This window comes from Streptomyces sp. NPDC001515, assembly GCF_053597115.1.
Map to the genome: position 1 here is coordinate 1 of NZ_JBSFHN010000008.1, position 23,438 is coordinate 23,438.

The 23,438-nt window shown below is 73.0% G+C and carries 23 protein-coding genes and 1 pseudogene; 18 read left to right on the forward strand and 6 right to left on the reverse strand.

Features of this window, described 5'->3' with window-relative positions; genetic code table 11:
- A pseudogene (locus tag ACWCXC_RS11055) lies at positions 1-84 on the reverse strand (electron transfer flavoprotein subunit beta); the annotation flags it as partial.
- A gap of 110 nt (positions 85-194) precedes the next feature.
- Here ACWCXC_RS11055 and ACWCXC_RS11060 point away from each other — a divergent pair.
- Both ACWCXC_RS11060 and ACWCXC_RS11065 read left to right on the forward strand, forming a co-directional pair.
- The gene (locus ACWCXC_RS11060) at positions 195-917 is read left to right on the forward strand and encodes a TetR family transcriptional regulator (protein WP_450681195.1); all 723 of its coding nucleotides are present in this window, start codon (positions 195-197) and stop codon (positions 915-917) included.
- Between the two features lie 110 nt (positions 918-1,027).
- Positions 1,028-1,432, forward strand: coding sequence for a zinc ribbon domain-containing protein (locus tag ACWCXC_RS11065; protein ID WP_450681194.1), 405 nt, complete (start codon positions 1,028-1,030; stop codon positions 1,430-1,432).
- Between the two features lie 30 nt (positions 1,433-1,462).
- Here the strand turns inward: ACWCXC_RS11065 and ACWCXC_RS11070 are convergent, their stop codons facing one another.
- Genes ACWCXC_RS11070 through ACWCXC_RS11080 form a run of 3 tightly spaced genes read right to left on the reverse strand, consistent with a single transcriptional unit; the run spans position 1,463 to position 3,950 of the window.
- Complete coding sequence (locus ACWCXC_RS11070; protein ID WP_450681201.1) at positions 1,463-2,098, reverse strand: response regulator transcription factor; 636 nt, start codon at positions 2,096-2,098, stop codon at positions 1,463-1,465.
- Positions 2,098-3,252, reverse strand: a complete 1,155-nt coding sequence (locus ACWCXC_RS11075; protein ID WP_450888171.1) for a sensor histidine kinase — start codon at positions 3,250-3,252, stop codon at positions 2,098-2,100. The genes ACWCXC_RS11070 and ACWCXC_RS11075 overlap by 1 nt, the downstream gene beginning before the upstream one ends.
- Before the next feature lie 29 nt (positions 3,253-3,281).
- Positions 3,282-3,950 carry a DedA family protein gene (locus ACWCXC_RS11080; RefSeq protein ID WP_450681192.1) on the reverse strand — a complete coding sequence of 223 codons (669 nt, stop codon included), beginning with the start codon at positions 3,948-3,950 and terminating at the stop codon, positions 3,282-3,284.
- A gap of 295 nt (positions 3,951-4,245) precedes the next feature.
- Here ACWCXC_RS11080 and ACWCXC_RS11085 point away from each other — a divergent pair, with 295 nt between their 5' ends.
- Together ACWCXC_RS11085 and ACWCXC_RS11090 are read left to right on the forward strand one after the other, a co-directional pair.
- A complete protein-coding gene (locus ACWCXC_RS11085; RefSeq protein ID WP_450888173.1) occupies positions 4,246-6,954 on the forward strand; it encodes a cellulose binding domain-containing protein in 2,709 nt (902 codons plus the stop codon).
- A 173-nt stretch (positions 6,955-7,127) separates the two neighbouring features.
- Positions 7,128-7,685 (forward strand): hypothetical protein, encoded by a 558-nt coding sequence (locus ACWCXC_RS11090; RefSeq protein ID WP_450888175.1) that lies wholly within the window; start codon positions 7,128-7,130, stop codon positions 7,683-7,685.
- 77 nt (positions 7,686-7,762) lie between these two features.
- Here ACWCXC_RS11090 and ACWCXC_RS11095 read toward each other — a convergent pair whose 3' ends face one another.
- Positions 7,763-8,647, reverse strand: a complete 885-nt coding sequence (locus ACWCXC_RS11095; RefSeq protein ID WP_450681189.1) for an SIS domain-containing protein — start codon at positions 8,645-8,647, stop codon at positions 7,763-7,765.
- Between the two features lie 186 nt (positions 8,648-8,833).
- On the opposite strand from ACWCXC_RS11095, the gene ACWCXC_RS11100 reads away from it, so the two are divergent.
- From ACWCXC_RS11100 to mmuM, 12 genes are all read left to right on the forward strand, one after another.
- Complete coding sequence (locus ACWCXC_RS11100; protein WP_450681188.1) at positions 8,834-9,634, forward strand: DeoR/GlpR family DNA-binding transcription regulator; 801 nt, start codon at positions 8,834-8,836, stop codon at positions 9,632-9,634.
- A gap of 301 nt (positions 9,635-9,935) precedes the next feature.
- The gene (locus tag ACWCXC_RS11105) at positions 9,936-10,931 is read left to right on the forward strand and encodes an MBL fold metallo-hydrolase (protein WP_450681187.1); all 996 of its coding nucleotides are present in this window, start codon (positions 9,936-9,938) and stop codon (positions 10,929-10,931) included.
- Between the two features lie 57 nt (positions 10,932-10,988).
- Positions 10,989-12,350 (forward strand): ATP-binding protein, encoded by a 1,362-nt coding sequence (locus ACWCXC_RS11110; protein ID WP_450888178.1) that lies wholly within the window; start codon positions 10,989-10,991, stop codon positions 12,348-12,350.
- Complete coding sequence (locus ACWCXC_RS11115; RefSeq protein WP_450681185.1) at positions 12,347-12,772, forward strand: roadblock/LC7 domain-containing protein; 426 nt, start codon at positions 12,347-12,349, stop codon at positions 12,770-12,772. The genes ACWCXC_RS11110 and ACWCXC_RS11115 overlap by 4 nt, the downstream gene beginning before the upstream one ends.
- The gene (locus ACWCXC_RS11120) at positions 12,769-13,122 is read left to right on the forward strand and encodes a DUF742 domain-containing protein (protein WP_450681184.1); all 354 of its coding nucleotides are present in this window, start codon (positions 12,769-12,771) and stop codon (positions 13,120-13,122) included. Before ACWCXC_RS11115 ends, ACWCXC_RS11120 begins: the two co-directional genes overlap by 4 nt.
- A complete protein-coding gene (locus ACWCXC_RS11125; protein WP_450681183.1) occupies positions 13,100-13,714 on the forward strand; it encodes a GTP-binding protein in 615 nt (204 codons plus the stop codon). The genes ACWCXC_RS11120 and ACWCXC_RS11125 overlap by 23 nt, the downstream gene beginning before the upstream one ends.
- Positions 13,711-14,982 carry a cytochrome P450 gene (locus ACWCXC_RS11130; RefSeq protein WP_450888181.1) on the forward strand — a complete coding sequence of 424 codons (1,272 nt, stop codon included), beginning with the start codon at positions 13,711-13,713 and terminating at the stop codon, positions 14,980-14,982. The genes ACWCXC_RS11125 and ACWCXC_RS11130 overlap by 4 nt, the downstream gene beginning before the upstream one ends.
- 104 nt (positions 14,983-15,086) lie before the next feature.
- A complete protein-coding gene (locus tag ACWCXC_RS11135) occupies positions 15,087-15,485 on the forward strand; it encodes a cell division protein SepF (RefSeq protein ID WP_450681181.1) in 399 nt (132 codons plus the stop codon).
- A gap of 109 nt (positions 15,486-15,594) precedes the next feature.
- Positions 15,595-15,954: a nucleotide pyrophosphohydrolase gene (locus tag ACWCXC_RS11140; RefSeq protein ID WP_450681180.1), complete on the forward strand. Its 360-nt coding sequence runs from the start codon at positions 15,595-15,597 to the stop codon at positions 15,952-15,954.
- 125 nt (positions 15,955-16,079) lie between these two features.
- The gene (locus ACWCXC_RS11145) at positions 16,080-16,598 is read left to right on the forward strand and encodes a DUF6099 family protein (protein WP_450681179.1); all 519 of its coding nucleotides are present in this window, start codon (positions 16,080-16,082) and stop codon (positions 16,596-16,598) included.
- 71 nt (positions 16,599-16,669) lie between these two features.
- Entirely contained in the window at positions 16,670-17,593 is a 924-nt protein-coding gene (locus tag ACWCXC_RS11150) for an LLM class F420-dependent oxidoreductase (RefSeq protein ID WP_450681178.1), read from the forward strand.
- Between the two features lie 12 nt (positions 17,594-17,605).
- Positions 17,606-18,553 (forward strand): homocysteine S-methyltransferase, encoded by a 948-nt coding sequence (mmuM, locus tag ACWCXC_RS11155; RefSeq protein ID WP_450888185.1) that lies wholly within the window; start codon positions 17,606-17,608, stop codon positions 18,551-18,553.
- 198 nt (positions 18,554-18,751) lie between these two features.
- Here the strand turns inward: mmuM and ACWCXC_RS11160 are convergent, their stop codons facing one another.
- Positions 18,752-19,141, reverse strand: a complete 390-nt coding sequence (locus tag ACWCXC_RS11160; protein WP_450888187.1) for a RidA family protein — start codon at positions 19,139-19,141, stop codon at positions 18,752-18,754.
- A 165-nt stretch (positions 19,142-19,306) separates the two neighbouring features.
- On the opposite strand from ACWCXC_RS11160, the gene ACWCXC_RS11165 reads away from it, so the two are divergent.
- Together ACWCXC_RS11165 and ACWCXC_RS11170 are read left to right on the forward strand one after the other, a co-directional pair.
- Positions 19,307-20,806, forward strand: coding sequence for a 3' terminal RNA ribose 2'-O-methyltransferase Hen1 (locus tag ACWCXC_RS11165; protein ID WP_450888188.1), 1,500 nt, complete (start codon positions 19,307-19,309; stop codon positions 20,804-20,806).
- On the forward strand, positions 20,803-23,397 hold the full coding sequence (locus ACWCXC_RS11170; RefSeq protein ID WP_450888190.1) for a polynucleotide kinase-phosphatase: 2,595 nt from the start codon (positions 20,803-20,805) through the stop codon (positions 23,395-23,397). The genes ACWCXC_RS11165 and ACWCXC_RS11170 overlap by 4 nt, the downstream gene beginning before the upstream one ends.
- Positions 23,398-23,438: the final 41 nt, after the last annotated feature.

The following is a 23,438-nucleotide window of genomic DNA, read 5'->3' on the forward strand; positions in this document are numbered from 1 at the left end:
GTCCAACGTCAGGTCATCGGCGAAATGCCGGTCACCGGTCGCGTCGGGCACGTACTTCACACAGACAACGATCCTCAAGCTCACGCCGGCTCTCCCTGTACCTGGTGGTGTCTCTGCGGTCATCCTATGGCACTCAGTACCCTGCGTAAAGGTACCCAGTGTCGGATACGCCGTTCTGGTGCTACGTTTCCGGCATGACTGAGGACCGTCGGCCCGCCAAGAAGCCGCCCATGCGTGACGTGCTCGCCGAGGCGGCCTTCGCCCTCTTCATGGAGCGCGGGTTCGAACGGACCACGGTGGACGACATCGTCGCCAGCGCCGGGGTGGGGCGGAGGTCGTTCTTCCGCTACTTCCCCTCGAAGGAGGACGCGGTCTTCCCCGACCACGAGCGGTGCCTCGCGGAGATGACCGCGTTCCTGGACACCGCCGGGGACGGCGACCCGGTGGACACCGTGTGCGACGCGGCCCGGCTGGTCTTCCGGATGTACGCGGAGAAGCCCGAGTTCTCCGTCCAGCGCTACCGGCTCACCCGGGAGGTGCCGGGGCTGCGTACGTACGAACTGTCCGTCGTGCGCCGGTACGAACGCACCATGGCGGGCTATCTGGAGCGCCGCTGGGGCGACACCCCCGACGCGGCCCTGCGCGCCGAGGTGATCGCCGCCGCCGTCGTCGCCGCCCACAACAACGGGCTCCGGTCCTGGCTGCGTTCGGGCGGCCGGGGGGACGCGGGCGCCGAGGTGGACCGGGCGCTCGAACTTGTCCGCTCGCTGTGGGGCTCGGCCGCCGAGCGGCCGCTGCCGCCGGCCGCCGAGGAGGACGTGATCGTGATGATCGCGCCCAAGGGGGCCCCGATGTGGCGCGTCGTACAGCGCATCGAAGCGGCCATCGGAGAGGAAGAGGCCGTGGCTGAGAGGTAGTTCACTCTTCTTCGGTACTGAGTACCTTTACTTCATGGAACTAAGTGCCATACGGTGCCGATGTGCCGTCGACGACGCGGCGCACCGAGTCGAGAGCGGGAGGCCGAGCCGTGATCAGCACCGGAATCGACAGGGGACCGGCGGCGGTTCGCCACCCGGCCGAGGAACGCCGCACGGAGGGCCTCGTCTACCAGGTCTGCCGCTGGTGCGGCACCGCGTCCTTCCGCAAACTCCTGTGCCCCGTCTGCGCGTCGAGCGATCTGGTGTCCCGGCACAGCGACGGCCACGGGGTCGTCGTCCGCTCCAGCGTCGTCAACCGCTACTCGCGGATCATGCGCAACGAGTCGCTGGTCCGCTTCCCCGAGGGCTTCGTCTACCGCTGCCGCATCGTCGGCGCGGCCCCGCACCTGGTGAACGTCGGCGACCGGGTCAGGCCGGTGGGCGGCACGACCTCGGAGGCCGGTGAGGTGGTGCTCGAACTCTGCGACCCGCCCGGCCGGGGCGACTGGTACTGACCGCCCCTCCCCGCCTGCCCCGGGCCCCGGTCACGCCTCCAGATAGCGCAGCACGGCCAGGATCCGCCGGTTGTATCCGGTGGCCCGCTCCAGGCCCAGCTTGTCGAAGACCGTGTTGAGGTTCTTCTCCACCGCGCTCTGCGAGATGTGCAGCCGCTGCCCGATGGCCGCGTTGGTGTGCCCCTGCGCCAGCGCCTCCAGCACACTCCGCTCGCGCGGGGTCAGCCGCGCCAGCGGATCGCCGTGCGCGCTGCGGATGACCAGTTGCCGTACGACCTCCGGGTCGAAGACCGCCCCGCCCGCGTGGATCCGGTCCAGCGAGTCCAGGAACTCCTCGACCTGGGCGACCCGGTCCTTGAGGAGATAGCCGACCCGCTCGGCGTGGACGGCCAGCAACTGCGCGGCGTAGGCCCGTTCCACGTACTGCGAGAGCACGAGCACGCCCACGTCCGGGAACCGGTCGCGGATCTCCACCGCCGCGCGCAGCCCCTCGTCCTTGTGGCCCGGAGGCATCCGGATGTCGGTGACCACGACGTCCGGCGGATCCTGCGCCACCCGCGCGAGCAGCGCCTCGGCGTCGCCCACGGCGGCGGTCACCTCATGGCCCTCCTCCGTGAGGAGGCGGACCAGCCCTTCTCTGAGCAGGGTCGAGTCCTCGGCGAGCATCACGCGCACGGCAGCTCCGCGGTCACGGTGGTGGGGCCCCCGGCGGGGCTGTGGACGTCCAGCATGCCGTCGAGCGCGGCGACCCGGCCGCGCAGCCCCGCGAGGCCGGTGCCCTCCGGGTCCGCGCCGCCCGCCCCGTCGTCGCGGACGCGCACGGTCAGCACCGCGCCCCGGCGCACGACGCCCACGTACAGCTCCCCGGCCCCCGCGTGCTTGGCGGCGTTCGTCACGGCCTCCGACACCACGAAGTACGCGGCCGTCTCGACGGGCGGCGGCAGCTCCCCGGCCACCTCGTACTCCAGCCGCACCGGCATCGCGCACCGCTCGGCCACCCCGCCCAGCGCCTCCCGCAGCCCCAGACTGTCCAGGGCCGTCGGATAGACCCGCCAGGCCACGTCCCGCAGTTCGGCCAGGACCTCGCCCGCCTCCCGGTGCGCCTGGGCGAGCAGCGCGTCGGCGCGTTCGGCGTCCCGGGCGCGGCGGGCCCGGCCGAGCAGCATGGCCAGCGCCACCAGCCGCTGCTGCACCCCGTCGTGCAGATCGCGCTCGACGCGGCGCCGTTCGGCGTCCACCGCGCGGACCACCGCGGCGCGGCTCGCGGAGAGTTCACCGATGCGGCGCTCCAGCAGCTCCCGGTCGTCGGGCACGAAGCATGCCCGGGCGAGCCGGGTATCGAGCGCCGCCAGCGAGACCAGGCCCTGGAGATTGAGGAAGAGCAGCACGGAGCCGAGCAGGACCTGGGCCGGCAACTCCGCCCAGTCGGTCGTGGACCGCGCCACCCCGACCGCGAGGAGGACCGCCAGGACCACCCCGAAGCCGAGGAGCCCGGCCACCACGGCGCAGAGCAGCCCCGCGTAGGTGCGGACGGACAGATAGCGCAGGACCTGCCGGTCCGAGGGGGCGTAGTCCGGGAAGCGGTCGCCGAAGAAGACGGTCCGGCGCCACCGTTCGGCCGCCGTCAGCCACCGGGCGCCCGCGAGGAACCGGGCCCGCGCGCGGGCCCGGGTGCGCGGCCACAGCAGGAAGGCGCCCAGCAGGACCCCGGACCCCGTGAAGTGGAGGAGACCGGCGAACGCCGTCAGGCAGCCCAGGAACGTGCCCGCGACCGGCCGCACCCGGCCGGAGCCCCTGACCGCCACCGCGTCCCCCGTCACGTCCACCGATCCTAGAGGTGCCGTGTCGGTCACGAGCGCGTACGGCGGTGCTGGGCCCGGCCGTTCGGGGTGCGGAGGCGGGCCGCGACGTACAGGGCGAGGGCCGCCAGGGCCAGGGCCAGGACGGCCTTGGACAGGACGCCGACCCAGTCGCCCACCGTGTCCCACTGGTCCCCGAGCCAGTAACCCGCCATCACCAGCGCGGTGTTCCAGCCCAGACTGCCGAGGGCCGTCAGTCCCAGGAACAGCGCGACGGGCATGCGCTCCACCCCGGCCGGCACCGAGATCAGGCTGCGGAAGACCGGGACCAGCCGGCCCAGCAGTACCGCCTTGGTGCCGTGCCGGGCGAACCACGCCTCGGTGCGCGCCAGATCGGACGTCCTGACCAGGGGGAGGCGCGCCCACAGCGCGTACATCCGGGCCCGGCCGAAGAGCATCCCGAGCGCGTAGAGCGCGGCGGCGCCGGAGACCGAGCCCAGTGTCGTCCAGAACAGGGCGGACGCCAGGGAGAGCACCCCCTGCCCGGCGGCGAAGCCGGTCAGCGGCAGGATCACCTCGCTCGGCAGGGGCGGGAAGAGGTTCTCCAGGGCGATGGCGAGTCCGGCGCCGGGGCCGCCGAGCGTGTCGACGAGCCCGGCTGCCCACCCCGCCACCCCGCCGGCGGGTTCCTGGGGGAGGGCGAGCACGAGGTGTTCCATACGAGGTCTCCGGTCCCGGTGGCGGCCCCGGCACGGCGCCGCGGCTTCCCCGCCACGCTAGGAATCGGGGGGCCCGCGCCGGTATGCGGTTCGCCTCCGCACCTCCTGCGGTTTTCCGCAGGGCATCACACGCCTTGGATGACAGGGACGGATCAAGTCATCCGATGAACTCTGTCGCCACCCTTCTCCCCCGGGGGTGGCGCCGCTACCATCGGGACGCGCAATGGGAGCGCTCCCACATCCGTGCACGCCCTTACCGCCGCTGTCGGCGGTCCTGTTCGGAGAGGACGTTTCCGTGCGCTCAAGCGCAAGACCCCTGGCCACCCTGCTGGCCGCGCTCACGCTCACCGCCGGGCTGTTCGCCACCGGCGCCCCGGCGTCGGCGCAGGCCCGTGCAGCCGCCCCGGCCGCCGAGGCATCCGATGTGTCGACGGCCGCCGACACCTATGACTGGAAGAACGTCCGCATCGACGGCGGAGGTTTCGTCCCCGGCATCGTCTTCAACCGCTCCGAGAAGAACCTCGCCTACGCCCGCACCGACATCGGCGGCGCCTACCGCTGGGACCAGGCGGGCAAGCAATGGACACCGCTGCTCGACTGGGTGGACTGGGACCACTGGGGCTGGACCGGCGTGGTGAGCCTGGCCTCGGACTCCGCCGACCCGGACAACGTGTACGCCGCCGTGGGCACGTACACCAACGACTGGGACCCGACCAACGGCGCCGTGCTGCGCTCCTCCGACCGGGGCGCCAGCTGGAAGGCGAGCGCCCTCCCGTTCAAGCTCGGCGGCAACATGCCCGGCCGGGGCATGGGCGAGCGCCTGGCCGTCGACCCGAACAAGAACTCCGTGCTCTACCTGGGCGCGCCCAGCGGCAAGGGCCTGTGGCGGTCCACGGACTCGGGGGTGACCTGGTCCCAGGTGACGGCGTTCCCCAACCCGGGCAACTACTCCCAGGACCCGACCGACACCAGCGGCTACGGCAACGACAACCAGGGCATCGTCTGGGTGACGTTCGACGAGCGGACCGGCACCGCCGGCGGCGCGACCCAGGACATCTACGTGGGCGTCGCCGACAAGGAGAACACCGTCTACCGCTCGACGGACGGCGGCACCACCTGGTCCCGGATCGCCGGCCAGCCCACCGGATATCTGGCCCACAAGGGCGTTCTGGACTCCGAGAACGGCTACCTCTACCTCTCCCTCAGCGACACCGGCGGCCCGTACGACGGCGGCAAGGGGCGGATCTGGCGCTACACCACCGCGACCGGCGCGTGGAAGGACGTCAGCCCGGTCGCGGAGGCGGACACCTATTACGGCTTCAGCGGACTGACGGTGGACCGGCAGCACCCCGGGACCGTGATGGCGACCGCCTACAGCTCCTGGTGGCCGGACACGCAGATCTTCCGCTCCACGGACAGCGGTGCCACCTGGACCCGGGCGTGGGACTACACCAGCTACCCCAACCGCGCCAACCGCTTCACCCAGGACGTCTCCTCCGTGCCCTGGCTGACCTGGAACGCCAACCCCGCACCCCCGGAGACCACGCCGAAGCTGGGCTGGATGACCGAGGCGCTGGAGATCGACCCCTTCGATTCGAACCGGATGATGTACGGGACCGGCGCGACGATCTACGGCACGGAGGACCTCACCAACTGGGACTCCGGCAGCCAGTTCAGGATCACCCCGATGGTGAAGGGCCTGGAGGAGACCGCCGTCAACGACCTGGCCAGCCCGCCGACCGGCGCCCCGCTGCTCAGCGCGCTCGGTGACGTCGGCGGCTTCCGGCACACCGATCTGGACGCCGTGCCCGGGATGATGTTCACCTCGCCCAACCTCACCTCGACCACCAGCCTGGACTTCGCGGAGAGCAGCCCGAACACGGTGGTCCGGGTCGGCAACGCCGACGCCGCCCCGCACATCGGCTTCTCCACGGACAACGGGGCCAACTGGTTCCAGGGCTCCGAGCCCTCGGGCGTCACCGGCGGCGGCACCGTCGCCGCGGCGGCCGACGGCACCGGCTTCGTCTGGTCCCCGGAGGGCGCGGGCGTCCAGCACACCACCGGCTTCGGAAGCTCCTGGTCGGCGTCGGCCGGCATCCCGGCCGGTGCCACCGTCGAGTCCGACCGGAAGAACCCGAAGAAGTTCTACGGCTACAAGGCCGGCACCTTCTACGTCTCCACCGACGGCGGCGCCACCTTCACGGCGAAGGCGTCGACCGGACTGCCCGCCGACGGCAATGTGCGCTTCAAGGCCGTGCCGGGCACCGAGGGCGACGTGTGGCTCGCGGGCGGCAGCGCGAACGGCGCGTACGGGCTGTGGCACTCCACCGACTCCGGGACGACGTTCACCAGGCTGACCGGGGTGGACCAGGCGGACGCGGTCGGCTTCGGCAAGGCGGCCGCGGGAGCCTCGTACCAGACGCTGTTCGTCAGCGCGAAGATCGGCGGGGTGCGCGGGATCTTCCGGTCCACGGACGCGGGCGCCACCTGGACCCGGATCAACGACGACGCCCACCAGTGGGGCTGGACCGGGGCGGCGATCACCGGCGACCCGAGGGTCTACGGACGGGTCTACGTCGCGACCAACGGACGCGGCGTCATCTACGGCGACTCCTCGGACGGCGACGGGGGCGGTGACGGCGGCACGGACCCCGGCACCGACCCGGGCACCCCGCCCGGTGACGCCGTCTGCGCGGTGACGTACAAGGTCACCAACCAGTGGTCGGGCGGCTTCCAGGCGGATGTGACGCTCACCAACACCGGGAAGACGGCACTGAACGGCTGGACGCTGGGGTGGACCTTCCCGGACGGGCAGCGCGTCGGCCAGATGTGGAACGCCACCCCCGCGCAGGACGGCGCGAAGGTCAAGGCGTCCAGCATCTCCTGGAACGGCACGGTGGCCCCCGGATCCTCGGTGGCCTTCGGCTTCACCGGCACCCTGACGGGAGGCAACACCGCACCGGCCTCCTTCGCCCTGGGCGACAGGGCCTGCACCGTGAACTGACCGTCCGCCGCGCCGCGGCGGACACCGGGGGGCGGGCCGCGGCGACGCGGACCCGCTCCCTGTCGCTTCCTGCCGCTCTCCGCCGCTCCCCGGCTCTCCCCGGCGCGGGGGAGCGGGGCGGCGGACGGCGGCCTTACTGGCCCCGTACAGGTTCGTCGGCCATACTGCCCGCCGTGGAGCAGCGCATAGATCCGAAGACCCAGCCCGCGTACGCCGCGGGGACAGACCCGGCGTACATCCCCGGTCTCACGGCCCCCCGGACCGCCCCGACGGCGGGCGCGGACGCGGAGGAGACCGAGGAGCCCGAGGCGACCGGGGCGACCGTGTCCGGGGACGCGGCCGACGAGGTCGCGGCGGAGGCCGTGCCCGAGGACGCGGCCCCCGGCGACGAGCCCGCCACCGCGAAGGCGGCGGACGACGAGGAGGACGAGAGCGACGAAGAGGCCGCGGACGGGCCCTCGTTCGAGGTGAAGGACCGGCGCGGGTCGATCACCGCGGACCGCACCGGGATCCGGTTCACGCTGGACGACCAGGAGGCGGACTTCCGCTGGGACGAGATCGGTGCCGTGGAGCTGAAGCCGGCCCGGTTCGGCCGCCGGTTCACCGTCACGGTCCACATGTCGACCCAGCGCTGGTTCAACGCCGAGGTCGAGGCCGCCGCCCGGAGCGAGCTGAAGGGGTGGACGGAGGGCTTCGACGCCGTCCTCGACGCCTACTTCGAGGAGTCCTGACCCGGCGACACCGGCACCGGCCGGGGCCGCTCCGTGCGGAGCGCGCCCCGGCCGTGTGCGGTGCGCGCCCGGCCGGTTCAGGCCTCCGCGAGGACCACGGAACGCGTGAGGTGGCGGGGGCTGTCGGGGTCCAGGCCGCGGGCGTCGGCGCGGGCGATCGCCAGGCGCTGGACGCGGACCAGTTCGGCCAGCGGGTCGAGCCCGCTCTCGATCCAGCGCGCGCCGGTGGCGAGGACCTGCTCGCGCAGCCCCTCGGGGGCGGGGCCGAAGCTCCAGGTCGCGGTGCCCGTGGTGGCGATGCTGATCGGGCCGTGGCGGTACTCCATCGCGGCGTACGCCTCCGTCCAGGACAGCGAGGCCTCCTTCATCTTCAGCGCCGCCTCGTTGGCCAGGCCCGCCGTCCAGCCGCGGCCGAGGAAGGTGAACTGCGAGCAGTCCACGAGTCCTTCGGGCAGCGGCTCGGCCAGCGCGGTCTCCGCGTCGCGGACCACGGACTCGTCGTGCAGGCCGAGGTGGGCGCGGAGCAGGGTGAGGAGCGTGGTGGCGAAGCGGGTCTGCACGACGGACCGCTCGTCGGCGAAGTCGAGGACCACGACCGCGTCCGCGGCCGACATGACCGGGGTGTCCGGGTCCGCGGTGACGGCCACGGTCGGGGTGGTCCCGCGCAGCCGGTTCAGCAGGTCGAGGACCTCCGTCGTGGTGCCGGAGCGGGTCAGGGCGACCACCCGGTCGTAGCGGCGCCGGGAGGGGAACTCCGAGGCGGCGAAGGCATCCGACTCGCCCTGTCCGGAGTCCTCGCGGAGTGCGGCGTATGCCTGAGCCATGTAGAACGAGGTCCCGCAGCCGACGACGGCGATGCGCTCGCCGGCGGCGGGCAGGACGTCGGCGTGGCCCGGAGCGAGCTGCGCGGCGCGGCGCCAGCACTCCGGCTGGCTGGCGGTCTCGATCTCGACAAAAGACACTTTTGCACTCCGAACTGGTGATGGGATGCTCGATTACGCACGTTACTCGCGATGAGCGAGCACTATCAAGCACGCAGCGTGCAGGCGGCTTGACTCGGAGGACCCGTGTGCGACGCTTGCGCCTGTTCCGGTGATCGCGCCCCGGGGACCGGGTGCCCGCAGACCGGACCCGTGAGGAGAGAGTTCGTGTCCAGGGACGCCCGGTGGAACGCACTGCTGGAACTCGTCGGCAAGCACGGCCGGGTGGACGTCGAGGACGCCGCCAGGGCGCTCGACGTCTCGGCCGCGACCATCCGCCGCGACCTCGACCAGCTCTCCGAGCAGCAGTTGCTCACCCGCACCCGGGGTGGCGCGGTGGCGCACGGGGTCAGCTACGAGCTGGCGCTGCGCTACAAGGCGGGGCGCAACGCCCCGGAGAAGCAGGCCATCGGCCGTGCCGCGGCCGACCTGGTCGCGGTCGGCGAGGTGGTGGGTCTGACCGGCGGCACCACCATCACCGAGGTGGCCAGATCGCTGGCCGTGCGCCCCGACCTCGTCGGCGAGGGCGCGGGCGCCGCCCCCGGCCAGCCGACCCTGACGGTCGTCACCAACGCGCTGAACATCGCCAACGAGCTGGTGATCCGGCCGCAGATCAAGATCGTGGTCACCGGCGGTGTGGCCAGGCCCCAGTCGTACGAGCTGACGGGGCCGCTGGCCAGCGGGGTGCTCGGCGAGATCACGCTGGACGTCGCCGTGCTGGGGATCAACGCGATCGACACCGAACGCGGCGTGTACGTCCACCACGAGGGCGAGGCCAGCATCAACCGGCTGCTCGCCCAGCAGGCGCAGCGGGTGGTGGTGGCCGCCGACTCGTCGAAGATCGGCAAGCGGGCCTTTGCCCGGGTCTGCGATCTCGGCCTGGTCGACTTCCTGGTCACCGACCGGGGCATCACCCCCGAGGCCGGCGCGCGGTTCACGGAGGCCGGCGTCACGGTGATCGCCGTCTGAGCCGTCCCGGCGGTGGCCGCTCCGGTGGCTTTCACGCGTCGGTTTTCAGTCATGCTCGGTGGGTAATCGGCCGCTGCTCGTTTGATGGCGGGTCGTCACGTTCTCCCGCAAGCGGTGCGCGGATCGCGTGAGTTGCGGGGGGTATGACCCGATCGTTCGTCTCGCTGGGGCGTTCGGCCGCTCTCGTACCGTTACCCACCGCACCGAGTCCAGACAGGGAAGCGTCGATTTCCCGCCAACGCAATCAAATCGAGACCTGGTTCGAACGCGCGCCCGGATCGGGGTCGGCATAATCGCGTCCATGTCGATCACGGGTGGAGAAGTCGCTGACCTGGGCCGTGGCCTGTACGCCTGGCTGCCGCCGAAGCGGGGCTGGGGGCTGGCCAACTGCGGCCTGCTCGTCTCGCCCCGGGGCGCGCTGTGGATCGACACCCCGTACGACGCGGTGCTGGCCGGCCAGTTCCTCGCCGAATCGACCAAGCGGCTGCCCGACGGCGTCACCATCGACCGGATCGTCGTCACCCACGCCAACGGCGACCACTTCTGGGGCGCGGGGGTCCTGCCCGACGCGGAGATCATCGTCACCCGCGAGGCCAAGGAACACATCCACTACGAGCCCACGCCTCGGCAGCAGCACGCGCTGGTCACCGGCGGGGACGCCGCCACCCCGCTCGGTGCCTACCTCGGCCGCCACTTCGGCCCCTTCGACTGGTCGGCCACCGAACCGGTCCGCCCGACCACGTACTTCACCGGAGAACTCGAACTGACCGTCGGGGACTACCCCGTCCGCGTCAGCTCCCTGCCTCCCGCGCACACCGCCGGCGACCTCATCGTCCACCTGCCCGCGCAGAGCACCGTCTTCAGCGGCGACATCATCTTCTCCAGCACGCCCCAGCAGCCGGGCGACCACCCGATCCACTGGGCCGGACCCCTGGACAACGTGATCGCCGCCTGCGAACAGGTCCTCGCCACCGGCGCCGAGACGATCGTCCCCGGCCACGGCCCGGTCCTGGACCGCGCCGGAGTCCGCGACCACATCGTGTACCTGGAGTACGTGCGCGAACGCGCCCACGCCTTCCACACCGCGGGCGTGCCCTCCACCGAGGCCGCCCGCCGCGTCATCGCCGAGGGCCGCCACCCCGAACTCGGCCTCCCGGAGCGGCTGGTGGTCACCATCGGCAGCGAGTACCGCCACCTCGACGGCTCGGAACTCCCCGGCGTCCTCCAGGTCATGACCGAGGTCGCCGAGGTCGCCCGGGAAGTGGAGGCCCGCACCACGGCCCGCGCGGCCGACTGACCCCGGCCCCCGGCAGTCCGGCCGGAGGCACCCCGACGACAGAAACGCGGTAACGGCATGGCATGGATCGTGGCGATGGTCGCCGTCGTCGCCGCCGTGGCGGCGACGGTCCGCTCCTACCGGGCGGCCCGCTCGGAACAACTCGCCGTGGCCCACGCCGAACTGTACGAACGCCAGGCGAAGACGGCCGAGGCCCGCACCGCGGCGCTCGTCGACGAGATACGCCAGCTGGCCCGCAAACGGATACCCGCGGCGGCGCTCTCCCTCTCCCACCCCAGCGCCCCGGTCCCCGGACTGCGCGAGGCCACCGAGATCGACGGCGACGCCGCCGGGCTGCTCACCGAGGCCGTCCAGGCCACCCGCACCGCCGTACTCGACGAGCGCCGGCGCGTCGACGCCGCCGCCCGCGCCGCGATGCGCGGCACCTCCGCCAAGATCCAGTCCCTGCTCAACCAGTCCCAGCGCCTGCTCCACGAGCTCCAGCACGAGTACGACGACCCGCGCATCCTCCAGCTCGACTTCCGCAACGAACTGGCCCTGCGCCGCACCCAGGCCACCGCCGTGCTCTGCGACGCCTGGCCCGGCCTCGCCCGGCAGAACTCGCCCCTCGTCGAGATCGTCCTCGGCGCCCAGTCCCGCGTCGCCGGCTACGAACGCATCAAGGTCTCCAACCACCTGCGCGACGAACGCCTCGCCCTCGCCGCCCGTGCCGCCGAACCCCTCGCCATCGCGCTGGCCGAACTCCTCGCCAACGCCACCGCCTACTCCCACCCCGACACCGACGTCCAGGTGACGGTCCAGCAGAGCGGCGGACGCGGCGCGTTCCTGGTCGTCGACGACGCCGGCATCGGCATGGACGACGACGCGCTGGACCGGGCCCGCGCCCTGCTCGCCGGCCCCTCCGAGGTCCTGCTCACCGAACTCGGCGACCCGCCCCAGACCGGCTTCGCCGTCGTGGGCCGGCTCGTCGTCCAGTACGGCTTCCACTGCCACATCGAAGCCTCGCCCTTCGGCGGCATGCGGACCATCCTCCGGGTCCCCGCGCATCTGCTGACCGTCATGGAGGACGACCACACGCTCTCCGTGCTGGCCCCGGCCCCGGTCTCCGCGCACCCGGAGCCCGGCCGGCCCGCCGCCAGGGAACGGGAAGCGGGACAGGGCGCGCCGGAAGCCGCCGCCGAACCGTCGGGGCTGCCCACCCGGCGCCGCCGCTCGCCGCGCCCCGCACCGGCCGCGGCGCCCGCCGCCCCGGCCTCCGTAGCGGCACCGCGCACACCCGAGCAGGCCGAGTCCTCCTGGGCGGCGCTCCAGCAGGGCACCCAGATCGGCAGGAGCGTCACCGGGCGGGCCCCCGCACCGGACGAGGACGGCCACGACCACCTGGGCGACCAGGACGACCAAGGAGACGACGAGAAGTGAGCGCCCCCAGCCCCCTCACCGGTGACCTCGCATGGGTGCTCACCCCGCTGCTCGAACTGCCCGGGGTCCAGCACGCCGTGGTCGCCACCGGAGACGGCCTCGTCGAAGGCGCCTCACCCGGCCTCGACCGGGCCTCCGGCGAACGCGTCGCCGCGATGACGGCCACCCTGCACGCCGCCGCCCGCGCCTTCACCACCGCGTTCACCGGCGCCGACACCCCGCAGCTGGCCCAGACCGTCGTCGAATCCGATCTCGGCTTCGCGATCGTCGTCCCGGCCGGCAAGAACACCACCCTGGCGCTCTTCGCCGAACCCGGGGCCAAGCTCGGTGACATCGCCTACCAGATGCAGGTGCAGGTCACCGCGCTGACCCGGGCGATGCACGCGCCCACCCGCCGGCCGGACGCCACCGACCGGCCATGACCGCCGGCCCAGAACGCCGTCTGATACCCGCCTACCTCGTCACCGGGGGCCGCACCCGGCCCGCCGGCCCCGCGCTCGACCGGCTCGCCGTCCTCCTGCGCACCGGGGAGGCACTCCCGGGTGACCTCGGCTCGGAGCAGCGCAGGCTCTGCGAGCTGCTGGAACCCGGCGCCCTCACCGTCGTCGAGTGCGCGGCCCATCTGGAACTGCCGGTCAGCGCCACCGTATTCCTGGCCACGGACCTCGCGGCCGCCGGACTTCTGCTCACGCGACCGCCGATACCCAGTGCCGGGGACATCGACCGGCCGCTCGTCGAGAGGCTGCTCGTTGGACTCCGCTCCCTCCACTGACCGCACGGGCGTCGGCTATCTGCCGGCCGGTGCCCGGACCCTGATGAAGCTCGTCGTCACGGGTCCCTTCGGCGTGGGCAAGACCACCCTGATCCGGACGCTCTCGGAGATCGCGACCCTCCACACCGAGGAGGCGATGACCCAGTCCAGCACGGGACTCGACAGCACCGCCGGACTCCCCGACAAGACCACCACCACCGTCGCCATCGACTTCGGACGCCTCACCGTCCTGGACGACCTGGTGCTCTACATGTTCGGGACCCCCGGGCAGGAACGCTTCCTGCCGCTCTGGGAGGACATCGCGCGCGGCGCGCTCGGCGCCCTCGTCCTCGTCGACACCCGGCGCCTCGCCGACTCCTTCGCCGTCATGGACATGGTCGAGGAGCAGGGCCTGCCGTACGCCGTCGCCGTCAACCGCTTCCCCGACGCTCCCGCCCACGCCGACGACGTCCTGCGCAAGCATCTGGACCTCGCCCCCGGCACCCCGCTCGTCCAGTGCGACGCCCGGGAGCGGCGCGGCAGCATCGACGCCCTGATCGCCCTCGCCGAACACGTGCTGACCCGACTGCCGCAGCCCGAGGACCCGTCATGACCCACCCGCCGCAGCCGCCGCAGCCCCTCGCGCTGTACGGCCCCGCCTTCGCCGCCGACCCGCACGGCCACTACCGCAGACTGCGTGAGCACGGCCCGGTCGCCCCGGTCCGCCTCGCCCCCGACGTCGACGCGCTCCTCGTCACCGACTACCAGGCCGCCGTCGACCTGCTCCGCGACACCCACACCTTCAGCAAGGACCCCCGGGCCTGGCAGGCCACGGTCCCCGCCGACTCCCCGGTCCTGCCCGTCCTCGGACACCGCCCCACCGCGCTGTTCAGCGACGGCGCCGAGCACGCCCGCTACCGCGAGGCGATCAACGACACCCTCGCCCTCATCGAACCGCACCTGCTGCGCGCCGAGGTGGCCAAGGTCGCCCAGCAGCTCATCGGGGAGTTCGCGGCCACCGGCAGTGGGGACCTCATCGCCCAGTACGCCCGCCGGCTCCCGCTCCACGTCTTCGTCACGTGGTTCGGCGTCGACCCCGCCGACGGCGAACGGATCGTCGACGGCATCAGCGGGATGATGAACTCCGCGCAGGACGCTGCCGCCGCCTACGCGGACCTCGTCGCCGTGGTGACCCGGCTCGTCGCCGACCGGCGCGCCCGGCCGCGCAACGACCTCGCCTCGTACTTCCTCGCCCATCCGGCCCGGCTCGACAACGACGAGACCGTCCGCCAGCTCACCCTGCTGCTCAGCGCGGGCCACGACCCCTCGACCAACCTCATCGGCAACACGATCCTCCACATGCTCACCGACCGGCGGTACGCCGGCTCGCTGCACGGCGGCGCCATGACCGCGCACGAGGCGATCAACGAAGTCCTCTGGCAGGAACCGCCGATCGCCAATCTGGCCGCCCACTACCCGCGCCACGACACCGAGTTCCACGGCGTCAGGCTCCGCGCCGGACAGCTCGTCATGGTCTCCTTCGGGGCGGCCAACACCCAGTCGGCGCCCGGGGTCGCGGAGCAGGACGTCCGCTCCGGCGGCAGTGCGCACCTGGCCTGGTCGGCGGGGCCCCACCGCTGCCCCGCCCGGCAGCCGGCCCTGCTGATCGCGATGACCGCGATCGAGCAGTTCACCAGTCTGCTGTGCGACGCGGAACTCGCCGTTCCGGCCGGGGAACTGCTGTGGCGCCCCGGCCCCTTCCACCGGGCCCTGGTCCATCTTCCGGTACGGTTCACCCCCCTGGACACCACGGCCCCGGCGGGAGCGGGAGGCACCGGTGAGGACCGGGCGGCGGAACCGGTCGGTTCTCCCGCCTCCTGACCCGTGTCGCTGGTAGGCCGAACGGGTGAGGGGCGAGAGAATTGCCCGATGAACAGAGAGCGCGGCCGGCGGGACGCCAACCGGCGCACAGACGGGGTGGTCCGGTGAGCAGGTACGACAGGTATGACGTCACGGACGAGCAGTGGGAGGGACTGGCTCAGGTCGTGCCGTTGCGCAGTCGCAACGAGTGGCCCTCGCGGGTCGACCACCGCTCGGTTCCGGACGAGCGGGAGAGCGCCGAACAGCGCCGCATGGTGGTGCTGCGGGTCCAGGTCTTCGCCGACGCGCGCGAGGTCGCGGAGTACCTGGTGGCCCAGGTCCCCGTGCTGCTGGACCTGACCGGGGCGGAGAGCGATGTCGCCAAGCGGATCCTGGACTTCGCCAGCGGCGTGGTCTTCGGCCTCGGCAGCGGGATGCACCGGGTGGACCGCAACGTCTTCCTCCTCTCGCCGGTCGGCATGGAGGTCGAGGGAGTGACGGCGGCGGGCGTCCCCGGAATGTAGGCGTACGGGGGCGGGCGCGGACGCCCCGGGCTCCCCGCCCGGCCCTCGTCCCTCCCGTCCCCCTCGTCCCCTTTCCCGTGTCCCGATGCGCGGTGGTAGACCTGGGGCCGTGACGGAACTCGATGTACGGACCCTCCAGCGGCGGCTCGCCGCGTTCGCGGCCGCCCGCGACTGGGGGCAGTACCACACCCCGAAGAACCTCGCCTCCGCCCTGAGCGTCGAGGCCGCCGAACTCGTCGAGATCTTCCAGTGGCTGACGCCGGAGCAGTCGGCGCGCGTCATGGACGACCCCGGTACGGCACCCAGGGTGGCGGACGAGGTGGCCGATGTGCTCGCCTACCTGCTGCAGTTCTGCGAGGTGCTGGGCATCGATGTCCTGGCGGCGCTCGCCGCCAAGATCGAGCGGAATGAGACGCGCTTTCCGGTGGCCGACCCCACCCGTACACCCGATCGTCACTCTTCGGAGTGATCGACTTATTCACACTCGATCGAGTGTCCACAGATTTCCGAAATCCCCTGGCCTTTCGGTACCACCTCCCTCACTGTGGGTAATGGAGAGGGTGAGCGGGTTTTCCTATCGAGCGGGGGCATCGGATGGAAGCGGAGCGGCTGGTAGCCATCATCCGGCAGGCACTGGCGCAGAGCCGGGGCACACCGGACATCATCGCGGAGGCCTGGCAGGCCCAGGCCCTGGCCCAGGCGATCGGGAGCAGGCTCGCCGCCGACGGGCCGAAGGAGTTACGGGGCGAGGCCGCCGGGCTCAGTGAGATCGGCGGCCGGAGCAACGGGGCCCTGGACCACCCGGCTGCCCGGGCGGGCGTGGCACGGGCCGCGCGGCTCTCCTCGGTGGCCGACCCGCGCGCGGCCCTGAGCGGACTGGGCGCGCTGCTCGGAGAGGTGGGCATGGCCCTGGTCGGTGTGGCCTGCGAGACCGACGAGCAGGGTCTGTACTGGCAGTGCATGGAGGCGATCGACGCCGCCGACGAGTCGACGGACCGGGTGCGCGGCATGCTCCGGCTGCTCGACGAGCGGGACCGCGAGCGCCAGGAGGACATGGACCGCCAGCGGGAGCGCGACGGTCCGCACGGCGTGCTCCACGGGCCGGCGGGGTGAGACCCGGCGGCGCGGGCGGGGCCGCGGGGTGGGAGGGGCCGGTGCGGGGCCCGGAGGTGCAGGATGGAGGCATGGATCTTCGAATCTTCACCGAGCCCCAGCAAGGGGCCAGCTACGACACTCTGCTCACCGTCGCGAAGGCGACCGAGGACCTCGGCTTCGACGCCTTCTACCGTTCCGACCACTATCTGCGCATGGGCCAGGGCGACGGGCTCCCCGGCCCGACGGACGCCTGGATCACGCTCGCCGGACTGGCGCGCGAGACCAAGCGGATCCGCCTCGGCACCCTGATGACTGCGGGCACCTTCCGCCTGCCCGGCGTGCTCGCCATCCAGGTCGCCCAGGTCGACCAGATGTCCGGCGGCCGCGTCGAACTGGGCCTGGGCGCGGGCTGGTTCGAGGAGGAGCACAGGGCCTACGGCATCCCGTTCCCCAAGGAGAAGTTCGGCCGGCTGGAGGAGCAGCTGGCCATCGTCACCGGCCTCTGGGCCACCGAGGTCGGCGACACGTTCACCTACGACGGCACCTACTACCAGCTCACGGACTCGCCCGCGCTCCCCAAGCCGGCCCAGGCCAAGGTGCCGGTGCTGATCGGCGGCCACGGCGCGAAGCGCACCCCGAGGCTGGCCGCGCGGTACGCGGACGAGTTCAACATCCCGTTCGCCTCGCTGGAGGACAGCGAAAGGCAGTTCGGCCGGGTCCGGGACGCCGCGAAGGAGGCCGGCCGGGCACCGGACAGCCTGGTGTACTCCAACGCCCTGGTCGTCTGCGTGGGCAAGGACGACGCGGAGGTGGCCCGCCGCGCCGCCGTCATCGGGCGGGACGTCGCGGAGCTGAAGGCCAACGGACTGGCCGGTTCGCCGGCCGAGGTGGTCGACAAGATCGGCCGGTACGGGGAGATCGGCGCCTCGCGCATCTACCTCCAGGTGCTGGACCTCGACGACCTGGACCATCTGGAGCTGATCTCCTCGCAGGTCCAGTCCCAGCTCGGCTGAGAGGAGCCGTCCGTGCCGCCCGTCCCCGGTCCGCCGGCCCCCGGACCGTCCGGGGCCCCGCCTCCCGCCGGTCCGGGCCGCCCGCTCGCCGAGGCGCTGGCGGCGGGGACGGTCCTGCTGGACGGCGGGCTCTCCAACCAGTTGGAGGCGCAGGGCTGCGATCTGTCCGACGCGCTGTGGTCGGCCCGGCTGCTCGCGGACGGGCCCGAACAGATCGAGGCGGCGCACACCGCCTATGTGCGGGCGGGCGCGCGGGTGCTCATCACCGCCAGCTACCAGGCGAGCTTCGAGGGCTTCCGGCGGCGCGGGATCGGTTCCGCCCGCGCCGCCGGGCTCTTCGCCCGGAGCGTGGAGCTGGCGCGCCGGGCGGCCGGGGAGAGCCCCGAGGACGTCTGGGTGGCGGCCTCGGTCGGCCCGTACGGGGCGGTGCTGGCCGACGGCTCGGAGTACCGGGGCCGCTACGGCCTCACGGTCCGGGAGCTGGAGCGATTCCACCGCCCCCGCGTCGAGGCCCTGGCCGCGGCGGGGCCCGACGTCCTGGCGCTGGAGACGGTGCCGGACGTGGACGAGGCGCGGGCGCTGCTGCGGGCGGTCGAGGGGTGCGGGCTGCCCGTCTGGCTCTCCTGCACCGTGAGCGGGGACCGGACCAGGGCCGGTCAGCCCCTCGCGGACTTCTTCGGCCTGGCCGAGGGGAACGACCAGGTGGTGGCCGTGGGCGTGAACTGCTGCGACCCCTCCGACGTCGGGGCGGCCGTCCGCGTCGCCGTGGCGACGACCGGTAAACCGGCCGTCGCCTACCCCAACAGCGGTGAGCGCTGGGACGCCCGCCGCCGGGCCTGGACCGGGGGAACCACCTTCTCCCCGGCCCTGCTCCCGGCGTGGCGGGAGGCCGGCGCCCGGCTCATCGGCGGCTGCTGCCGCGTGGGCCCCGGGGCGATCGCGTCCCTGGCCGGACGGTAGCCGGGCGCGCCGAGGGGCAGCCACTCAGCGGAGAGGCCCGGGCGGGGTCGTGGTGGCAGCGCCTCGCGAGGTGGGCCGCCAGCGCAGTGATTCGCCCGGTACGAGCGGGCCGGGGGCGTATTCCGTGAGCGGCATCGCCCGATCCTGTCATCGGCCACGGACAGCGGGGGACCGGTACGGCGAGGGCGGGGCGCCGCCTCAGGCGGGGCGGTGCCGGGCGGTGACCTCGATCTCGATCTTCATGCGGGGGTCGGCGAGACCGCACACCTGCATGGTGGCGGCGGGGCGGATGCCGCCGAAGGTGCGGCGCAGCGCGGGCCAGCAGGGCTCGAAGTCGGCGCGTTCGGGGAGGAGATAGCGGACCCGCACGACGTCGTCGAAGGTGCATCCCGCCTCGGCCAGGGCGGCCCCGATGGTGCGCAGGCACTGTTCGGCCTGTTCCACCACGTCGTCCGAGATGGTCATGGTGGCGTAGTCGAATCCGGTCGTCCCGGAGACATGGACCCAGTCGCCGTCCATCACTGCACGGGCGTAGCCGATCTGTTCCTCGAATATCGACCCGCCGAGGAGGGAGCGTCGCTCTGTCATGCGCAGCATGCTAGGGCCTTTCGTTCGGATCGGGCCGGATCAGGGAGCGAGGGACCCCGGCGTCCGGAGCCCCCGGACCCGCCCGCCGCGGGGCACGCCCGGCCGGCCGCCCGGCACCGGGAAAATGCCTGGTGACGGGGGAGGAGGCGCAGCATACTCGGACGGGTGTTCCTGACGATCAGCACCACCGGCACCCCGGAGCGTCCCGCCACCGATCTCGGCTTCCTGCTGCACAAGCATCCCGAGAAGGCGCAGACGTTCTCCACCTCGCACGGCGTCGCGCACGTCTTCTATCCCGAAGCGTCCGCGGAGCGGTGCACGGCCGCACTGCTGCTGGAGGTGGATCCGGTGGCGCTGGTGCGGCGCGGCAAGGGCAAGGGCCGGGGCGGCGCTCCCGACGCGGCGCTCGCGCAGTACGTCAACGACCGCCCCTACGCGGCGTCCTCGCTGCTGTCCACCGCGATGAGCGTCGTCTTCAAGTCCGCGCTGCGCGGTGACTGCAAGGCGATGCCGGAGCGGGCGGCGGCCCCGATGCCGCTGCGGATCGAGGTGCCCGCCCTCCCGGCCCGTGGTGGTGCCGAGCTGGTGCGGGGGCTCTTCGGTCCGCTGGGCTGGCCGGTCGTGGACGCGCGGCCCGTGCCGCTGGACGAGCGGTTCCCCGAGTGGGGCGACTCGCGCTACGTGCGGCTGGTGCTGGAGGGCGAGTTGCGGCTCGCCGACGCGCTGCGGCAGCTGTACGTACTGCTCCCCGTGCTCGACGACGCCAAGCACTACTGGGTGGCGCCCGACGAGGTCGACAAGCTGCTGCGCGCGGGCGAGGGCTGGCTGGCCGCCCACCCGGAGCAGAAGCTGATCACCAGCCGCTATCTGTCCCGGCGCTGGGGACTGGCCCGGCAGGCCATGGAACGCCTGGAGCTGGTGAGGCTCGCCGAGTCCGACGACCTCACCGTCGAGGCCATCGACAACGCGGTCGACGAGACCGCCGACACCGAGGAGCGGCCGGTTCCGCTCGCGGTGCGGCGCCGGGACGCCATCCTGGCGGCGCTGACCGGGGCCGGGGCGAGCCGCGTGCTCGACCTGGGCTGCGGCCAGGGCCAGTTGGTGCAGGCCCTCCTCAAGGACCCCCGGTACACGGAGATCGTGGGCGTCGACGTCTCGATGCGCGCCCTCACCATCGCCTCGCGCCGGCTCCGGCTGGAGCGGATGGGCGAGCGCCAGGCATCCCGGGTCACCCTCCGGCAGGGCTCCCTCGCGTACACCGACAAGCGGCTCGCGGGGTACGACGCGGCGGTGCTCAGCGAGGTGATCGAGCACGTGGACCTGGAGAGGCTGCCCGCCCTGGAGTACGCGGTGTTCGGCGCCGCCCGTCCCCGTACCGTCCTCGTGACCACGCCGAACGTCGAGTACAACGTCCGCTGGGAGACGCTGCCGGCCGGGCACACCCGGCACGGCGACCACCGCTTCGAGTGGACCCGCGCCGAGTTCCGGGCCTGGGCGCGGCGCGTGGCGGGCCGCTACGGGTACGGCGTGGAGTTCGTGCCCGTGGGCGACGACGACCCCGAGGTCGGCCCGCCCACCCAGATGGCCGTCTTCACCACGACGCCGTCCCCCCGGGGCGACACCCGCAGGACCGACACGACCGAGAAGGAGGCGGACGCCGCATGAGCACCACCAGCACCACCCGTACGAGTACCGGCGGCGAGGACGCCGGACGCGTCCTTCCGGTCACCGACCTCTCCCTCGTCGTCCTCATCGGGGCGAGCGGATCGGGCAAGTCCACCTTCGCCCGCCGGCAGTTCAAGCCGACCGAGGTCATCTCCTCCGACTTCTGCCGGGGCCTGGTCGCGGACGACGAGAACGACCAGAGCGCCAGCGGGGACGCCTTCGACGTCCTGCACTACATCGCGGGCAAGCGGCTGGCCGCCGGCCGGCTGACCGTCGTGGACGCCACGAACGTGCAGTCGGAGGCGCGCCGGCAGCTCGTCCGGCTGGCCAGGGAGCACGACGTGCTGCCCATCGCGATCGTCCTCGATCTGCCCGAAGAGGTCTGCCACGCCCGCAACGCCGGGCGTCCCGACCGCGCCGGAATGCCCCGGCACGTGGTCCAGCGCCACCGCCGCGAGCTGCGCCGCTCGCTGCGCGGACTGGAGCGCGAGGGCTTCCGCAAGGTGCACATCCTGCGCACCGAGGAGGAGGCCGAGCACGCCCGGGTGGTGCTGGAGCGCCGCTACAACGACCTGCGCCACCTCACCGGCCCCTTCGACATCATCGGTGACGTCCACGGCTGCGCCTCCGAGCTGGAGACCCTGCTCGGAAAGCTCGGCTACGTGGACGGGGCGCACCCCGAGGGGCGTACGGCCGTGTTCGTCGGCGACCTCGTCGACCGGGGCCCCGACAGCCCCGGGGTGCTGCGCCGGGTCATGGCGATGGTGGCCGACGGCCACGCGCTCTGCGTGCCCGGCAACCACGAGAACAAGCTCGGCCGCTACCTCAAGGGCCGCAAGGTCCAGCTGACCCACGGCCTCGCGGAGACCGTCGAGCAGTTGGAGCGGGTGGACACGGAGGACCCGGAGTTCCGGGCGCGCGTCGCGACGTTCATCGACGGACTGGTCAGCCACTACGTGCTGGACGGCGGGCGGCTGGTCGTCTGCCACGCCGGCCTGCCCGAGAAGTACCACGGCCGCACCTCCGGCCGGGTCCGCTCGCACGCGCTCTACGGCGACACCACCGGCGAGACCGACGCGTTCGGGCTGCCGGTGCGCTACCCGTGGGCCGAGGACTACCGGGGCAGCGCCACGGTCGTCTACGGCCACACCCCGGTCCCCAGCACTTCGTGGATCAACAACACCATCTGCCTGGACACCGGAGCGGTGTTCGGCGGGAAGATGACCGCGCTGCGCTGGCCGGAGCGCGAGCTCGTCGACGTACCGGCCGAGCGGGTCTGGTACGAGCCGGCGAAGCCGCTGGTCACCGAGGCGCCGGGCAGCCGGGAGGGCCGCCCGCTGGACCTCGGGGACGTGCAGGGCCGCCGGGTCGTGGAGACCCGGCACCTGGGACGCGTCGCCGTCCGCGAGGAGAACGCGGCGGCGGCCCTGGAGGTCATGAGCCGGTTCGCCGTCGACCCCCGGCTGCTCGCGTACCTGCCGCCGACCATGGCACCGACCGCGACCTCGCACGAGGAGGGCTATCTGGAGCATCCGGCCGAGGCGTTCGCCCAGTACCGGGCGGACGGCGTGGACCGCGTCGTGTGCGAGGAGAAGCACATGGGCTCCCGCGCCGTCGCGCTGGTCTGCAAGGACGCGGCCGCCGCCCGGGAGCGCTTCGGGATCGGCGAGACGGGCGGGGACGGCCCCACGGGCGCGCTGTACACCCGCACCGGACGGCCGTTCCTGGACGGTGCGGCGCTCACCGAGGAGGTGCTGGCCCGGCTGCGGGCGGCCGTCACCGCCGCCGGTCTGTGGGAGGAGTGGGACACCGACTGGGTGCTCCTCGACGCCGAGCTGATGCCCTGGTCACTGAAGGCGGGCGGGCTGCTGCGCTCGCAGTACGCGGCGGTCGGCGCCGCCTCCGGCGCCGTGCTGCCCGTGGTGGGCGGGGCGCTCGCCGCGGCGGCCGCCCGGGGCGTCGACGTGGGCGCCCTCGCGGACCGGCAGCGCGACCGGGCCGAGGACGCCGCGGCGTTCACCGAGGCGTACCGCCGCTACTGCTGGAGCACCGAGGGGCTGGACGGGGTGCGCCTGGCACCGTTCCAGATCCTCGCGGTGCGGGGCCGTTCGCTCGCCGCCGTCCCGCACGACGCGCAGCTGGCCTGGCTGGACCGGCTGGTGGAGCACGACCCGACCGGGCTGCTCCAGGTCACCCGCCGGCTCGTCGTCGACACGGGCGACGAGGCGTCGGTGCGGGCGGGCGTCGACTGGTGGCTGGAGATGACCGGCCGGGGCGGCGAGGGCATGGTCGTCAAACCGCTCGGCGCGCTCGTCCGCGACGGCAAGGACCGGCTGGTGCAGCCCGGGGTGAAGGTGCGCGGGAGGGAGTACCTGCGGATCATCTACGGCCCCGAGTACACCCGGCCGGAGAACCTGGAGCGGCTGCGCGGCCGCTTCCTCGGCCACAAGCGCTCGCTCGCCCTGCGCGAGTACGCGCTCGGTCTGGAGGCCCTGGACCGGCTGGCCGACGGGGAGCCGCTGTGGCGGGTCCACGAGGCGGTGTTCGCGGTGCTGGCCCTGGAGTCGGAGCCGGTGGACCCGCGGCTGTAGGGCCTGCCCGGCCCTTCCCCTCCGACAGGCCCCACGCTCTC

What these genes read in the sequence shown, in the direction of transcription:
- ACWCXC_RS11170 (WP_450888190.1), top strand. Translation starts at nt 20,803, where the DNA reads ATGAGCACCACCAGCACCACCCGTACGAGTACCGGCGGCGAGGACGCC.
- ACWCXC_RS11070 (WP_450681201.1), bottom strand. Translation starts at nt 2,098, where the DNA reads ATGCTCGCCGAGGACTCGACCCTGCTCAGAGAAGGGCTGGTCCGCCTC.
- ACWCXC_RS11080 (WP_450681192.1), bottom strand. Translation starts at nt 3,950, where the DNA reads ATGGAACACCTCGTGCTCGCCCTCCCCCAGGAACCCGCCGGCGGGGTG.
- ACWCXC_RS11105 (WP_450681187.1), top strand. Translation starts at nt 9,936, where the DNA reads ATGTCGATCACGGGTGGAGAAGTCGCTGACCTGGGCCGTGGCCTGTAC.
- ACWCXC_RS11060 (WP_450681195.1), top strand. Translation starts at nt 195, where the DNA reads ATGACTGAGGACCGTCGGCCCGCCAAGAAGCCGCCCATGCGTGACGTG.
- ACWCXC_RS11110 (WP_450888178.1), top strand. Translation starts at nt 10,989, where the DNA reads ATGGCATGGATCGTGGCGATGGTCGCCGTCGTCGCCGCCGTGGCGGCG.
- ACWCXC_RS11120 (WP_450681184.1), top strand. Translation starts at nt 12,769, where the DNA reads ATGACCGCCGGCCCAGAACGCCGTCTGATACCCGCCTACCTCGTCACC.
- ACWCXC_RS11145 (WP_450681179.1), top strand. Translation starts at nt 16,080, where the DNA reads ATGGAAGCGGAGCGGCTGGTAGCCATCATCCGGCAGGCACTGGCGCAG.
- ACWCXC_RS11150 (WP_450681178.1), top strand. Translation starts at nt 16,670, where the DNA reads ATGGATCTTCGAATCTTCACCGAGCCCCAGCAAGGGGCCAGCTACGAC.
- ACWCXC_RS11160 (WP_450888187.1), bottom strand. Translation starts at nt 19,141, where the DNA reads ATGACAGAGCGACGCTCCCTCCTCGGCGGGTCGATATTCGAGGAACAG.
- ACWCXC_RS11130 (WP_450888181.1), top strand. Translation starts at nt 13,711, where the DNA reads ATGACCCACCCGCCGCAGCCGCCGCAGCCCCTCGCGCTGTACGGCCCC.